This is a genomic window from Marinomonas pontica (assembly GCF_026191375.1).
Classification (GTDB): Bacteria; Pseudomonadota; Gammaproteobacteria; order Pseudomonadales; family Marinomonadaceae; genus Marinomonas; species Marinomonas pontica.
Map to the genome: position 1 here is coordinate 19802 of NZ_JAODTL010000036.1, position 13865 is coordinate 33666.

14 protein-coding genes are annotated in these 13865 nt (G+C 45.8%); 7 read left to right on the top strand and 7 right to left on the bottom strand.

Annotated features, from left to right (window positions below):
• Nucleotides 1-38 precede the first annotated feature (38 nt).
• Nucleotides 39-1529 (top strand): xylulokinase, encoded by a 1491-nt coding sequence (gene xylB / locus N5P32_RS08695; RefSeq protein WP_265728697.1) that lies wholly within the window; start codon nt 39-41, stop codon nt 1527-1529.
• Nucleotides 1530-1602: 73 nt separating this feature from the next.
• On the opposite strand, the gene N5P32_RS08700 is transcribed toward xylB, so the two are convergent.
• From N5P32_RS08700 to N5P32_RS08725, 6 genes are all read right to left on the bottom strand, one after another.
• The gene (locus tag N5P32_RS08700; protein ID WP_265728698.1) at nt 1603-2499 is read right to left on the bottom strand and encodes a helix-turn-helix domain-containing protein; all 897 of its coding nucleotides are present in this window, start codon (nt 2497-2499) and stop codon (nt 1603-1605) included.
• Nucleotides 2500-2637: 138 nt separating this feature from the next.
• Nucleotides 2638-4068 carry a mannitol dehydrogenase family protein gene (locus N5P32_RS08705; protein WP_265728699.1) on the bottom strand — a complete coding sequence of 477 codons (1431 nt, stop codon included), beginning with the start codon at nt 4066-4068 and terminating at the stop codon, nt 2638-2640.
• Between the two features lies 1 nt (nt 4069).
• Nucleotides 4070-5164, bottom strand: a complete 1095-nt coding sequence (locus tag N5P32_RS08710; protein ID WP_265728700.1) for an ABC transporter ATP-binding protein — start codon at nt 5162-5164, stop codon at nt 4070-4072.
• Nucleotides 5165-5180: 16 nt separating this feature from the next.
• Nucleotides 5181-6011, bottom strand: a complete 831-nt coding sequence (locus N5P32_RS08715) for a carbohydrate ABC transporter permease (RefSeq protein WP_265728701.1) — start codon at nt 6009-6011, stop codon at nt 5181-5183.
• 10 nt (nt 6012-6021) lie between these two features.
• The gene (locus tag N5P32_RS08720; protein WP_265728702.1) at nt 6022-6882 is read right to left on the bottom strand and encodes a carbohydrate ABC transporter permease; all 861 of its coding nucleotides are present in this window, start codon (nt 6880-6882) and stop codon (nt 6022-6024) included.
• 96 nt (nt 6883-6978) lie between these two features.
• On the bottom strand, nt 6979-8298 hold the full coding sequence (locus N5P32_RS08725; protein WP_265728703.1) for an ABC transporter substrate-binding protein: 1320 nt from the start codon (nt 8296-8298) through the stop codon (nt 6979-6981).
• 323 nt (nt 8299-8621) lie between these two features.
• Between N5P32_RS08725 and N5P32_RS08730 the strand changes: the two genes are divergently transcribed.
• Both N5P32_RS08730 and N5P32_RS08735 read left to right on the top strand, forming a co-directional pair.
• Nucleotides 8622-8897 carry an FAD assembly factor SdhE gene (locus tag N5P32_RS08730; protein ID WP_265728731.1) on the top strand — a complete coding sequence of 92 codons (276 nt, stop codon included), beginning with the start codon at nt 8622-8624 and terminating at the stop codon, nt 8895-8897.
• Nucleotides 8898-8919: 22 nt separating this feature from the next.
• The gene (locus tag N5P32_RS08735) at nt 8920-9327 is read left to right on the top strand and encodes a hypothetical protein (RefSeq protein ID WP_265728704.1); all 408 of its coding nucleotides are present in this window, start codon (nt 8920-8922) and stop codon (nt 9325-9327) included.
• On the opposite strand, the gene nadB is transcribed toward N5P32_RS08735, so the two are convergent.
• Nucleotides 9324-10919 (bottom strand): L-aspartate oxidase, encoded by a 1596-nt coding sequence (gene nadB, locus N5P32_RS08740; RefSeq protein ID WP_265728705.1) that lies wholly within the window; start codon nt 10917-10919, stop codon nt 9324-9326. The genes N5P32_RS08735 and nadB overlap by 4 nt on opposite strands.
• A 228-nt stretch (nt 10920-11147) precedes the next feature.
• Here nadB and rpoE point away from each other — a divergent pair, with 228 nt between their 5' ends.
• The 4 genes from rpoE to N5P32_RS08760 are packed head-to-tail and all read left to right on the top strand — an operon-like array spanning nt 11148 to nt 13850.
• Nucleotides 11148-11735 carry an RNA polymerase sigma factor RpoE gene (rpoE, locus tag N5P32_RS08745; protein ID WP_265728706.1) on the top strand — a complete coding sequence of 196 codons (588 nt, stop codon included), beginning with the start codon at nt 11148-11150 and terminating at the stop codon, nt 11733-11735.
• A gap of 2 nt (nt 11736-11737) precedes the next feature.
• Nucleotides 11738-12415 (top strand): sigma-E factor negative regulatory protein, encoded by a 678-nt coding sequence (locus N5P32_RS08750; RefSeq protein WP_265728707.1) that lies wholly within the window; start codon nt 11738-11740, stop codon nt 12413-12415.
• A gap of 3 nt (nt 12416-12418) precedes the next feature.
• The gene (locus N5P32_RS08755) at nt 12419-13390 is read left to right on the top strand and encodes a MucB/RseB C-terminal domain-containing protein (protein WP_265728708.1); all 972 of its coding nucleotides are present in this window, start codon (nt 12419-12421) and stop codon (nt 13388-13390) included.
• Nucleotides 13383-13850 carry a SoxR reducing system RseC family protein gene (locus N5P32_RS08760; protein WP_265728709.1) on the top strand — a complete coding sequence of 156 codons (468 nt, stop codon included), beginning with the start codon at nt 13383-13385 and terminating at the stop codon, nt 13848-13850. Before N5P32_RS08755 ends, N5P32_RS08760 begins: the two co-directional genes overlap by 8 nt.
• Nucleotides 13851-13865: the final 15 nt, after the last annotated feature.

Consider the following 13865-nt stretch of genomic DNA (forward strand, 5'->3'; position numbering starts at 1 on the left):
AAAACAAACCACAAATATTTGATGAAATGAGTAACAAAATGTATTTAGGTCTAGATCTCGGAACCTCAGGGTTAAAAGGGGTTGTTATCGACGACGATGGCAACGTACTTGCGCAAGAATCCGTTTCTTTGGTCGTAACATCGCCTCATGCAACATGGTCTGAACAAGATCCTGAGTCATGGTGGCAGGCGTGTATCGACGTGATTCAGCAGCTGCAGCAGCGCTTAGATTTGAGTAAATTAAAAGCCTTGGGATTGTCAGGCCAAATGCATGGAGCGACGTTACTGAATAAACAGGGTGAGGTATTGCGTCCTTGTATCTTATGGAATGATGGCCGTAGTCAAGCTCAATGCGCATCATTAATGGCGCAATTTCCTGAATTAATAGAGCGTTCTGGTAACTTGGCGATGCCAGGCTTTACCGCACCTAAAATACGTTGGGTGCAAGAGAATGAACCGGAAATTTTTGATCAACTTGCCTTTGTGCTGCTTCCAAAAGATTACCTAGCGTATCGCTTAACAGGGCTAATGTCGTCTGATTGCTCGGATGCGGCGGGCACGCTTTGGTTGAACCCACAAACACGTCAATGGGACGATACTCTGTTGGCCGCAACGGGGCTAACACAAGCCCATATGCCCATCGTATATGAAGGGTGTGATCTGATTGGTGTATTGTCTGATTCTGCGGCAAAACTACTTGGGCTTCCTCAGTTGCCGTTGGTTGCTGGGGCGGGAGATAACGCGGCCGGTGCCGTCGGGATGGGTATTACTAACCCTGGGCAAGGTTTTATTTCGTTAGGCACTTCTGGCGTGTACTTCACCGTCAGTGAATCTCACAAAGCCAACCCTCTTAATACTGTGCACGCTTTTTGTCATGCGTTGCCCAATCGCTGGCATCAGATGGGGGTCACTTTGAGCGCAGCCAATTCATTGTCTTGGTTTGCTAAGCTGGTGGACAAATCGGTTGCTGAATTATTGGATGCACTGGAAGACAGTGAACTGACACAAACCAATGTACTGTTTTTGCCTTATCTGAGCGGAGAGCGCACACCGCACAACGATCCGTTGGCAAACGGTCAGTTTGTTGGTTTAACCAACACAACCAATACGCCTGCGATGACCTTGGCTATTTTAGAAGGTGTTGCGTTCTCTTTATTAGACTGTCAAAACGCGCTCGACAGTGCAGGCAGTTACGTCGACGAGCTGTCTTTGATAGGGGGTGGTGCGCGTTCAGCAATGTGGCGTCAGATTATTGCTAATGTCTTGAATAAGCGGCTTATTTATCGAGATGGCGGCGATGTGGGGCCAGGACTGGGGGCGGCAAGGTTGGCTTTGCTGGGTGAACAACAGAGCCAAGGGAAAGAGATCGAAGCGCTGATTGCAGAATATTGTACGTTACCTGAGGTGTTGGAAGTGCATGAACCAAATGGTGTTCAAGCGTCTTATTATGAACATAAGTATGCGCTTTACCAGGCCGTGTATCAGGCGACCAAAGGTTTGAATGACGCCTTGGCGCAGTTGTCGTCTTAAATAAAAAAGCGCCGCTAAACCATTGGTGTTTAGCGGCGCTTTAGTATTCTTTTTTTCACTTACTTAGATGGCCTTATGAAACGGGCGCAACGCCTTCCATGTGAATATTGCTTTGAGAACGGAAGTCCCGAGGTGTGACGCCTTTTAGTTCGTGAAAACGACGATTGAAATTTGCCACATTATTAAAACCGACTTGAAAACAAATGGTTGCAATCTGCTGGTCTGTTTCCGTTAATAAACTGCAAGCACGGCTAACTCGCACGCGGTTTACAAATTCAATAAAACGGTTGCCGGTCGCTTTTTTGAAAAAGCGTGAAAAGTGACTGTCTGACATACCGATTAGGCTGGCAACGCTCGACAGCGTGATGTCTTGGTTGTAGTTTTGTGAGACGTAATCGACCACGGTATTGATTTTACGTTGCAGTGTTTCGTTGGACTTTAGGTCAATTTGTACTGTTGATAGTAAGCGATAACTACGGCTATGGGCTAATTTCTGTAATAAGGGTAGGGAAATGATGAGTCTAGATAAGCCGCTGGAATCACGTACTTTTCTAAAAATGTCCTTTAGATATTCATGGTCCAAATCAAAAAACTCTATGCCCGATTTTGCTCGCGCTAACATAGGGAGAATTTCAGCCAGCTCAGGGATGATCTTCATGCCGTTAGAAAACGACTCGTGGTCAAAGCGAATCACCATGTCTCTGAGTTTGACAACTTGTTGGTCGTCTTGGCAAATCCAATTATGAGGGAGTCTCGGCCCTGTTAAGATCAGTTGTCCGGGAGAATAGTTGCCAATGTAATCCCCAACAAAAACTTTGCCCGACGTTGCGACGATGAAGTGCAATTCGTAGTCATCGTGTGCGTGCCAACGAATAAGGTCACTTGGGTGCCCATGTTCTAAATATCGAATGGTTTCATTGTCTTGGACAATTTCATATTCAGGCGTGATGCGTTTGGCGGTATTTGGCATATTGGTCTCGCTCAAGCAGTAGCACAATATGGCTGTGTCTAGGCTGCTTTGTATTCTTATTTTTTGAAGTCACTCAAGAAATCATAGAGTAGACGTGGGTCAAACGCGATGATTTCTTGAGTTAGATTACCGTATTATCTAAGCATATTTTTCCATGTTTGTCTGAATGGCTTGTGTTAGCTGGACGACAAAATCTGGGTGTTCTGTTGGAACCGTGCCCCATAAAAAGCGGTCTGTTGCAAACGCACGAATGCCTTCGTCGTCATTGGTAAAACCAGCCAGAGAGGCTTTATTTGGCTCGTGGTAAGGGGTTGCGACTTTACCTTGAGCTGACAGCTGCATGAAGGTAAACCAGCTTGCAATGCCTTGGATTGTTTTTGTCGGCGTGCGACCTTTTTTGTAAACGCCTTCTAGCGTTGGAAACACAAAAATAGGGAATTTTGCGTAACCATCGGTGCAAATGCGTTCTACGGTATCGCCAATGTTTGCGTTGCTAAATCGCTGCGCAATAATCTTGAAATACGCAGGCAGATCAACTACTGAGTCACCAATGGCAGGAATCGAATCTTGCAGAATGAAATCCGTAAAGTACTGCTTCAGTTCTTCATCGCGCATGGCTTCGTCAAAGTAGGTTAAGCCTTTCAGTGCCGCTTGATAGGTGACGCAGGTATGACCCGCGTTTAAGATGCGAATTTTGGCTTCTTCAAATGGGTCTACTTTATCGACAAATTGTACGCCGACGAGATCAAGGGCTGGTTTGTCACCCGCAAAATTGTCTTCCACAACCCATTGAATGAAATCTTCTCCCATGACCGTCATTTTGTCATCGATAGCGAATTTTTCTCGCACATCATCAACATGTTGTTGACTAGGTTTTGGGGTGATTCGGTCGACCATAGAGCAAGGGAAAGAGACGTTCTGAGCGACCCACTTTGCTAACTCAGCGTCATTTTTCGCGGCCAAAAATTGCATCAATCCCGTTTCGAGTAGCTCGCCGTTATGACGTAAATTATCACAACATAATAACGTGATTTTGGCGTTTGAGGTTTCGCTGCGCTGTTTCAGACCCGCATACAAGAAAGCATAAAGCGTATTGCGAGCGCCTTCGATGTCTGCTTTTATTGCAGGGTGTTCAAGGATCAAACGGCGATTTTCATCTAGGTAATAACCGCCTTCGGTTACGGTCGATGTGACGAGTTGAGTGTTTGCATCGGCAAGCGCCGCGTCGACTTTTTCAGGCGCTTGCGCGCCATCAATTTGCTGAACAATCGAGCGAATGTGTTCGTAATGCGTTTCACCATCCGCTGCCATGGTTTTTAACACGTACTCGCCGTCTTGCTCGATAAAGCGAGCAAAGGCCTGACTGTCTTGTGGGCGGATATTGACGCCAATGATGCCCCATTTTTTCTGGCTGCTATGAGCCAAAAGTCGGTCTACATAAACGGCTTGGTGAGCACGATGAAAGGCGCCTACACCAAGGTGAACAATGCCTGCCTGAATCTCTTCTTTGGAGTAATCCTGGGCTGAAAGTTGCGCCGTGTTTGCCGAAGCATGAAGAAAATTGGCCATGTTATGCTTCCTCTGGAATAACAGAAATCACGCGATCGCTTTCGTTAAACAAGATCACTTCTGACACATCAATGTTGATGCTGACTTCTTGACCATCTTTTAGTTCGCTGCGTGCCGGTGCTTTTACGATGATGGTTTGGTCGCTAGACAACTGAATGTGCGCGTAAGCTTCGGAACCTAAATGCTCCACTAATTCGATACGACCAGAAATATCACCACCCTGATCCACCAATGTCATGTGCTCAGGACGAATGCCAACAATCACCGACTCTGGTAAAGGCCCTTTTAGACGGTTCACAGGGAACATGATGTTTTGCCCTAAAAGGTCGATGGCCAGACTGTCTTCATGGCGAACCAATTTATTGGCAGCGATGAGGTTCATTTTTGGTGTGCCGATAAATTCGGCCACAAAGCGGCTGTTTGGCTGGCGATAAAGTTCCAGCGGTGTGCCTACTTGTTCGATCTGACCTGCATTCAAAATGACCACGCGGTCCGCAAGTGTCATGGCTTCCACCTGATCGTGCGTTACGTAGATCATGGTTGTGCCAAGCTTTTTATGAAGGCGTGCTAGCTCTAATCGCATTTGTACACGAAGTGCGGCGTCTAGGTTTGATAATGGCTCGTCGAACAAGAACACTTTAGGTTGACGAACGATAGCGCGACCAATGGCAACACGTTGACGCTGCCCGCCTGATAACTCTTTCGGTTTACGCTCTAGCAGCGCGTCAAGTTGTAATGACGCAGACACTGAGCGTACTTTCTCTTGAATTTCAGCGTCAGACACTTTGGCGAGGCGCAAAGCAAAAGACAGGTTGTCAGCAACCGTCATGTGCGGGTAAAGCGCGTAAGACTGGAACACCATCGCCAAATCACGTTTTGATGAGGCCAGCTCAGTGATGTCGCGACCGTCTAGTTCAATAGTGCCACCCGTGCTGGATTCAAGTCCCGCAATGGTGCGTAGCAGTGTGGATTTGCCACAGCCAGATGGGCCAACGAATACGACGAATTCGCCTTCGGTGATAGAAAGGTTGATGCCGCGAAGTGCATGGTAGTTGTCATAATGTTTCTGTAACTCTGTGATCGCTAAATAAGACATAAAAACTTCCTAATAATTATTTTACGGCGCCGAATGTCAGGCCTTGGACCAATTGTTTTTGACAGAACCAACCGAAAATGACGATTGGCGCACAAGCAAGCGTGGATGCGGCGGATAATTTCGCCCAGAACAATCCTTCAGGGCTTGAGTACGAGGCAATCATCGCGGTTAACGGCGCGGCGTCGGAGGCGGTTAAGTTCAAAGACCAAAAGGCTTCGTTCCAGCACAGCACGATAGACAAAAGCGCAGTGGAAGAAATGGCGCCCACAGACAGTGGTAGAACCACTTTGACCACTTCATCCCATGGTGTGGCTCCATCCATTCTTGCGGCTTCTAGAATTTCTTTTGGTAAATCCTTGAAGTAAGAAAACAGCATCCAAACAATGATCGGCAAATTCATTAAGGTAAAAATGATCACCAATGCGGTTTTAGAATCCAGTAATCCATAGTCGCGACATAAGATGTAAATAGGGACCAATACGCCTACTGCTGGTAGCATTTTGGTTGAGAGCATCCAAAGCAAAATGTCTTTGGTTTTCTTGCCCGGAAAAAATGCCATGGAGTACGCCGCAGGAATCGCGATGATCAAGGCAATGATGGTCGAACCAAAAGAGGTGACGACGGAGTTCCACGCATGGTGAATGTAATCACTGCGTTCTTGAACAATTCGGAAGTTATCCAGTGTCGGTTCAAAGAATAGAGACGGGGGAACCGAGATCGCCTGTAATTCTGTTTTAAATGAGGTGATAAACATCCAAAAAATAGGGAAGAAAAGCACCAATGCCACTGTCCAAGCGAATAAGCCGGTCAGAAAGGTTTTGAGTTTACGCTGTTGATTAAGAGTCATCGTATTCACCTTATACCGTTAAGTTTTTGCCGACGGCACGAATTAAGAAGAAGGCAACGATATTGGCTAGCAAGACGGCAAATAAGCCACCTGCGGATGCCACACCCACGTCATATTGAAGAAGAGCTTGGTTATAAATTAGGTACGCTAGGTTAGTACTGTCATAACCTGGGCCGCCGCCTGTAGAGACAAATATCTCAGCGAAAACCGCCAGCAAGAAAATAGTTTCTATCATCACGACCACTGCAATTGGGCGCGCCAGATGCGGAATGGTTAGGTAACGGAAGATATGCCAGCCTGTTGCACCATCCATTTGAGCGGCTTCTTTTTGCTCGGTATCTTGAGATTGCAGTGCCGTTACAAATACTAGTATCGCGAAAGGCAACCATTGCCAACTGACCATGATAATGACGGACATCAATGGATAGCTGGACAGCCAATCTATCGGTTCAAAACCTAATGATTCAGAGATCCAAGCAAAAATGCCATAGACCGGATTCATCATCATGTTTTTCCAAATTAGGGCGTTTACCGTTGGCATAATAAAAAATGGCGAAATGAGCAGTACTCTAACAATGCCTTGGCCAAAAAAAGGTTTATCAATCAAGGCGGAAAGCATTACGCCCAGCACCACCGTGATGATTAACACAGACAACAATAAAATGAGTGTGTTGGAGACGGCTGGAATAAAGCCTGGGTCAGTAATAAAGAACTCAAAGTTCATCCAGCCAACGAAGTTATTCTGGCCTGGATACAATAAGTTGTAACGAATGGTAGAAAAATAAATGGTCATGGATAATGGAATGATCATCCAAACCAAAAGCATGATGACTGATGGCGCCATTAATAAGCGAGTGATTGAGCGCTTCATGGTGAGTTTCTCTTATTATAAGCAGGGTGTTGCTCTATGCAGAGCGAATCAAAAGTAGAAATAGGGCACGAAGCCCTATTTCTGTGTCACATGAGGCTAGTAGTAACCTGCTTGACGCATTTGACGGTCTGCTGAGATGTTGGCAGATTTCAAGGCTTGGTCGACGGTCATAGAGCCAGACAATGCACCTGAAATCATTTGTCCTGTTGTTGTACCAATTGCTTGGAACTCAGGAATGGCAGCAAACTGAACGCCCACGTATGGCGACGGTTTTAGTGTGCTGTCGTTTGGATTAGCAGAGTTGATCGCTTTTAATTCCGCGTCAGCAAAAACGGCCGCTTTTTGGAATTTAGGGTTTGCGTAAGTACTGGCACGAGTTCCCGTCGGAACGGCTGCCCAACCATTGTTTTTACCAACTAGCTGGATGTATTCCTTAGACGTTGCCCAACGAACGAATTTTTGCGCCGCATCGGCATTTTTCGTTGCGGCAGGAATGCCTAATGCCCAAGCCCAAAGCCAGTTCGCGCCTTTTTCAGTCACTGCGTACGGTGATTGAGCGAAGCCTACTTTGTCTGCGACTTTACTTTGCTTAGGATCGGTTACGAAAGACGCTGCAATGGTGGCGTCAATCCACATGCCGCATTTACCTTCGTTAAACAATGCGAGGTTTTCGTTAAAGCTGTTGCTGCTTGAACCTGGAGGGCCGTATTTCGTTAACAAGTCAACGTAGAAATTCACTGCATCTTTCCATTCGGATGTTTGCAGTTGTGGTTTCCAACCTTCGTCAAACCAACGCGCACCGAAAGAGTTTGCCATGGCGGTCATGAATGCCATGTTGTCGCCCCAGCCTGCTTTACCACGAAGACAAATACCGTAAATGCCTTTTTCAGGATTGTTGACTGCGGCAGCGACATCACGAATGTGTTCCCAGCTGTCGCGGTCATTGATTTCCATGCCTGCGGCTTTTACTAGGTCTTTACGATACATCACCATAGAGCTTTCGCCGTAGAATGGTGCCGCATACATAGTGCCATTGTAAGAAAGGCCACCGCGAATGGACGGTAGAATGTCTTTCTCGTCGTAATTGCCACTTGTGTCTACGGCTTGTAACCAACCACGTTCACCCCAGATTGGCGCTTCGTACATACCGATCGTCATCACATCATAAAGACCACTTTTGTTGGCGATATCTTGAGTTACGTTTTGACGTAGTACACCTTCTTCCAAAGTCACCCATTTCACCTTGATGCCAGGGTTGGCTTTTTCAAATTCTGGTGTCAATTTTTGCATTTCGATCATGTGTCCGTTGTTCACGGTAGCCACAGTGATTTGTGTTGCTGAGAAGGCGCTAGCAGCGGTCATTGCTGCAGCGATAGATACCGCATAAGTTAGGGTATTTTTGGTAAGGCGTTTCATAGGTTTCCCCCAGTTTGGAGTTTCTTTGTTTTTATAGTCGTACCTAATTCTTGATAATTGATTATCAAGTGATCATTAATATAGGCTATGTGATAATTGACCTGTTAATACATAAAACGCCAATAACTGTACTATTTTGTTTCATTTTTAGTCAATTGATAGAAATTGAGTCAATATAATACTCTTTTGATGTGGGGTGATTTGAGTTATCTCTTTGTCTAATAAGGTTTTAGGTGACAAATGTCAGCCATTCATCTTGTGGCATTTTCGTTTTTTTGTGAGAAATGGCTATAATGGCGGGATTCTATTTAAAGGGTTGAATGATGATCGAAACCACAGAATCTATTAGCTTTAAACGTCTTAAAATGCAGTGCCGCCGTGGCATGTTGGAGCTTGATGTCTTGCTAGAGCCTTTTTTGGCAGATGTGTATTTAACGCTGGATGAAGAAGACAAACAGCGCTTTTCGAATTTGCTAACCTGTGAAGACCAAGATCTGTTTCCATGGTTTATGCAGAGCGAAGTGCCAGAAAATCCAGATCACGCCCACATTGTTAATATTATTTTGTCTCGTGTTCAGCCTGAAAACTACCGAGCTTAATGTCTCGTGGATCGCCTTCGGGTTGTGGCTTTTTTGGGTCATGGTCGGTTTAGCGTTACTGCAGCTGTTTTGGATGCCCGCTTTTTGGCGGGCATTGTTGTATTTGGGCGTGGGAGGCATTGGCGTTGCTGTTTTGTTTCACTTGTTTCGTCAATCATCACCCCAAGTCGGCATTGATGAGCAAGGCGCGTTTATTTTGGTGCGAGGTCAATATAAAAAGCTGCAGTTCATTCGTATTAATGCAGTGCAACTCATAGCCAAACAGCCAAGAGAGTCACGTCTATTGGATCGGTTTTGGCCTAGCTATCGAGTGATTTATCGAGACAGTTTGAATGAACAGGCCTATCGAACATTGCGCTCTTTTGCAGCACAACAAATGTTGTTGCACCGCAGTGAAGAAGCAAGAAAACGTTATCGATCTGCCGATTAAACGGAGTGTTTCGGTGTGAGTATAGTGGGAGCGCTGGTGGTCTGCTTTTCTGGGTAGTCCAAGGTAAAATGCAGTCCTCGACTTTCTTTTCTCGACATAGCAGAGCGAATGATCAAATCCGCCACCATGGCCAGATTGCGCAATTCTAATAAGTCATTCGAAATTTTATAATTGGCGTAAAATTCTTGTATTTCAGACAATAGCAAATCGACTCGGTGCTTCGCGCGCAACAGGCGCTTGTCCGTTCTTACTATGCCTACGTAATCCCACATAAAGCGTCGAAGCTCTTGCCAGTTGTGAGTAATAACCACGTCTTCATCAGAGTCCGTTACTTTACTTTCGTCCCAGTCGGGTATGGCCACATCCGTTGCTTCTGTGTGATTTTCGGTTATGTGTCGTGCGGCTGATCGAGCAAAAACAATGCATTCTAATAACGAATTACTGGCCAGACGATTCGCACCATGAAGTCCGGTGTACGCCGTCTCGCCAATGGCGTAAAGGTGGTCGATATCGGTCGCACTGTTACGATTCACAACCACTCCGCCGCAAGTGTAGTGCGCAGCAGGAACAACAGGGATAGGCCCTTTTGTCATGTCGTGACCATACTCTAAGCAGCGTTTATAAATCGTAGGAAAATGTTCTTTGATGAACTCTGGATCCTTGTGAGAAATATCCAGCAAAACATGATGAATACCCAAACGTTTCATTTCATGGTCAATGGCGCGCGCAACAATGTCCCGCGGAGCCAGTTCTTCTCGTTTATCAAACTTTGCCATGAATCGAGTGCCATCGGGCAACAGCAGTTTGCCGCCTTCACCTCGAACTGCTTCTGAAATCAAAAAGGTTTTTGCTTTCGCGTCGTAAAGGCAGGTTGGATGGAATTGGTTAAATTCCATATTGGCAACTCGACAACCCGCACGCCACGCCATTGCGATACCATCGCCAGACGCGGTGTCTGGGTTGCTGGTGTAGAGGTAAACTTTGCTACTACCACCACAAGCCAAAGAGACAAAACCGCCATGAAAAACTTCAATAACGTCATCGTCTAGGTTCAAAGCGTAGACACCAACGGCTTTGTTTGGGCCGGTTAGCCCTAACTTCTTTGTGGTGACCACATCGATGGCAACACGATCAGGGAAAAAGTCGATGTTTGGGTGATTTGTGGCATTCCTGATCAGTGTTTTCGAGATGGCCAAGCCTGTGGCGTCAGCGCTGTGAATAATGCGTCGATGACTGTGACCGCCTTCTTTGGTTAGGTGGTATTCTTCACTTTCGCCGTAACGGGTAAAAGGCACGCCTTGGTCAATAAGCCAATCTATGCTTTCTTTTGAGTGTTCAACGGTAAATCGAATCGCATCAGGATCGCCCAATTCGACGCCCGCGTCGATGGTGTCGCTTATGTGTGAGTCTATGGTGTCTTTATCAGATAATACGGCCGCGACACCGCCTTGAGCATACAGCGTGGATCCTTCGCGAATGTCGGCTTTTGTCAATATCGCCACGCTATGTTGGTCGGCTAGTTCAAGCGCAAGTGTGAGTCCTGCTGCCCCTGCGCCAATGATGACAATGTCGTGTTTGTAGTGTCGGCTCATTATTTTGATCTAATTATGACTAAAAAATTAATGTTACTATTGTTGTCCGTAAATAGTGAATACTTTCTGAGTGCGCATTTTGAATATTCATCATATTTTTGCGTGAGTAACGGTGTGACTTCGTTCAACAAATGATTTGTTGTTAAATGGAACTCGCTGAATTGAATGTTGTCTTCTCTTGTAGTGTGCAAGGGCGCAGATGAATCGAGGTTTTTACATGAGGTGCCTATGCAGCACGAAACGTCTTCCGATCAGGCGTTAGTTGAAAGAGTACAACAAGGTGATAAGCGAGCTTTCGATCTGCTTGTTGTTAAATATCAATATAAAGTCATCGGTTTAATTGGGCGTTATGTACAGGATAGAAGTGAAGTATTAGACGTAGCTCAAGAGAGTTTTATCAAAGCGTATCGTGCTATTGGGAGCTTTCGAGGAGAAAGTGCTTTTTATACTTGGTTGTATCGAATCGCGGTAAATACCGCTAAAAACTACCTAGTAAGCCGCTCTCGTCGTCCGCCTGAGTCCGATGTTGAGCTGGATAATGAAGATGTTTTTAGTGTGTATGAAGCGTTGGGTGATATCGATACGCCAGAAGCGAAACTCAACAGTGACCGCTTAGAACAAGCGATTCATCATGCGATTCAACAGTTACCAGAAGAACTTCGAAGCGCACTAACGTTACGAGAATTTGATGGTATGAGCTACGAAGATATTTCGTTGATTATGGACTGCCCTGTCGGGACGGTTCGCTCACGTATTTTTCGCGCACGAGAGGCCGTTGAAAAACACATACGCCCCTTGATGGAGACAGGAGAATAAAGATGACAGCTTTAAATGATGGTTTTTCAGAAAATCATGACTCCCCAGAAAGTCAGGGTATTCGAGAGGACAGCACCGCAGCAGAAAGGCTTCCTAGCTTATCCGCTATGTTTGATGGCGAAGCAACAGAACAAGATTTAGAGTGCTTATTACACGCAGACCGTGCGGAAATTAGTCGACAGCTAGAAAGTTTTCATTTGATTCAGCAGGCTCTTCATAAGGATTCGCGCGTTGAAGTGGGACTGGGCGACAGCCTAGTGTCGCGGATTCGTGCGGATCTGGATGTTGATGCTTCTTTTGGCGATACACCCGCGGACGCAACGGGCCATAATGTGTTGCCTTTTGTTTACCCGATAGCGGAAGAACAGCCAGTTCGGTCTGTCTGGCGTGTGGCACTGTCTAGTGTTGCGGTAGCGGCGAGTGTGACGTTTGTTGTTATTTTTGCGGGAAATGCGTATTTAACGCCGGATTCCGCTCCACAGAATGTTGTAGCTGAAGTGCGAGCACCAGTCATAAATGGTGTCGTGACGCCGCTTGAAGCGTTGGACAAAGGTGGGTTGCAGATAGATAACCTTAGATTGCAAAACTATTTGCGACAACACGCCGAGCAAGCCTCAATGACCGTTGGTCAAGGGATGATTCCAATGGCTCGTGTCGTTAGTTATCCAATCAAAGAGTAACGTATGAAATCGTTTTCACCATTACATATTTTTTTCACGGTGCTGTGCTTTATTATGTCGGGAGCAAGTTTCGCCAATGGCGCTGCTCCTGATGCGCTGCATTTGTTGAGAAATATGACTCAGTCGTTTTCGACGTTGCGCTATGACGGTGTTTTTGTGCATTCAGAAGCGATGAACATGAATAGTATGCGTGTGCGTCATGACTTAATGGACGGTGTGGAATACGAAAGTTTGGTCGATTTAGATGGCGACAAAGTGGAAGTCTTGCGGATCGACAATAAGATTATTTGTGTTTATCCAAATGCTCATGTAGCCAATATGCGTTCGCCATTGATGCCGCCCTTTAAACGCTTTAAAAATGTAGAAAGTGAGCGTCTGCTGAAAGGTTATGACATGGTTGTGGGTTCACAAATTAGCCGTATTGCGGGTCGTAATGTCGTGGCGGTTAAGTTAGTGCCAAAAGATCAGTATCGTTATGGGCATGAATTTTGGTTGGACGAGAAAAACCATTTTCTGTTGAAGCATGACATGATGAAAGTGGATGGCCAATTATTAGAGCGTATCCAATTTACATCGGTTAATTTTGCACCGGACTTGAAACAGGAAGACTTTGTCCCAAAAGAGGGTAGTTACGCTGAGCCTGTTGTAGAAGCTCAGCCAAGACGGGTTAAAAATCTTTGGCAATTTGATTGGTTGCCAGAGGGGTTTTCATTGGTGTGGCCAGAGGCCAGATCGCTGAACCACGGAACCAGTATGCTGCTTTTATCAGACGGTATGACCACTGTGTCTGTGTTTATTGAACCAACCATGAAGGCCAAAGCCATGTCTATTTTGAACATGGGGGCAACCATTGCTGGCGAGCGTAGCATTAAAGTAAAAGATCAATTGTATTTGTTAACCATGGTGGGTGAAGTACCGGAACTCACCATTGAAAAACTGATGACCGTATTTATGCCAAGGCCAGAGCATGATTGAAGAGACTGGAAAAGTGCTGTCTATTGAAGATGGCTTTGCTGATGTTGAAACCATTCGTACCAGCAGTTGCACGTCTTGCCGTGCTCGTCATGGCTGCGGTCATCATGCCATCGCACAAGTGTCATCGGCTAACCGCATGCGCATGAAAGCCATCGATTCATTGAATGTTAAAGTCGGCCAGAACGTGGTGGTTGGAATTCCCGAAGATACGTTATTGCAAGCGTCTATTTGGATGTATCTGATCCCTTTATTGGGTTTGGTTGGTGGGGCAATCATTCCTTCGATATGGGGAGGAGAGTCTGGCATCGCGGTTATTTTTTCTATTATTGGTTTCGCTGGTGGTTTATGGTTGGCACGAAACAAGTCCCAGCAAGAAATGAACAATCTTGATTATTACCCCAAAATTTTAAGAATTGAATCGCTGAATGACAGTCACATCCCTGTGGTTGTGACGCCATAAGCGTCTAATCGTCTT

What these genes read in the sequence shown, in the direction of transcription:
- xylB (WP_265728697.1), top strand. Translation starts at nt 39, where the DNA reads ATGTATTTAGGTCTAGATCTCGGAACCTCAGGGTTAAAAGGGGTTGTT.
- N5P32_RS08700 (WP_265728698.1), bottom strand. Translation starts at nt 2,499, where the DNA reads ATGCCAAATACCGCCAAACGCATCACGCCTGAATATGAAATTGTCCAA.
- N5P32_RS08705 (WP_265728699.1), bottom strand. Translation starts at nt 4,068, where the DNA reads ATGGCCAATTTTCTTCATGCTTCGGCAAACACGGCGCAACTTTCAGCC.
- N5P32_RS08710 (WP_265728700.1), bottom strand. Translation starts at nt 5,164, where the DNA reads ATGTCTTATTTAGCGATCACAGAGTTACAGAAACATTATGACAACTAC.
- N5P32_RS08715 (WP_265728701.1), bottom strand. Translation starts at nt 6,011, where the DNA reads ATGACTCTTAATCAACAGCGTAAACTCAAAACCTTTCTGACCGGCTTA.
- N5P32_RS08720 (WP_265728702.1), bottom strand. Translation starts at nt 6,882, where the DNA reads ATGAAGCGCTCAATCACTCGCTTATTAATGGCGCCATCAGTCATCATG.
- N5P32_RS08725 (WP_265728703.1), bottom strand. Translation starts at nt 8,298, where the DNA reads ATGAAACGCCTTACCAAAAATACCCTAACTTATGCGGTATCTATCGCT.
- N5P32_RS08730 (WP_265728731.1), top strand. Translation starts at nt 8,622, where the DNA reads ATGATCGAAACCACAGAATCTATTAGCTTTAAACGTCTTAAAATGCAG.
- nadB (WP_265728705.1), bottom strand. Translation starts at nt 10,919, where the DNA reads ATGAGCCGACACTACAAACACGACATTGTCATCATTGGCGCAGGGGCA.
- rpoE (WP_265728706.1), top strand. Translation starts at nt 11,148, where the DNA reads ATGCAGCACGAAACGTCTTCCGATCAGGCGTTAGTTGAAAGAGTACAA.
- N5P32_RS08750 (WP_265728707.1), top strand. Translation starts at nt 11,738, where the DNA reads ATGACAGCTTTAAATGATGGTTTTTCAGAAAATCATGACTCCCCAGAA.
- N5P32_RS08755 (WP_265728708.1), top strand. Translation starts at nt 12,419, where the DNA reads ATGAAATCGTTTTCACCATTACATATTTTTTTCACGGTGCTGTGCTTT.
- N5P32_RS08760 (WP_265728709.1), top strand. Translation starts at nt 13,383, where the DNA reads ATGATTGAAGAGACTGGAAAAGTGCTGTCTATTGAAGATGGCTTTGCT.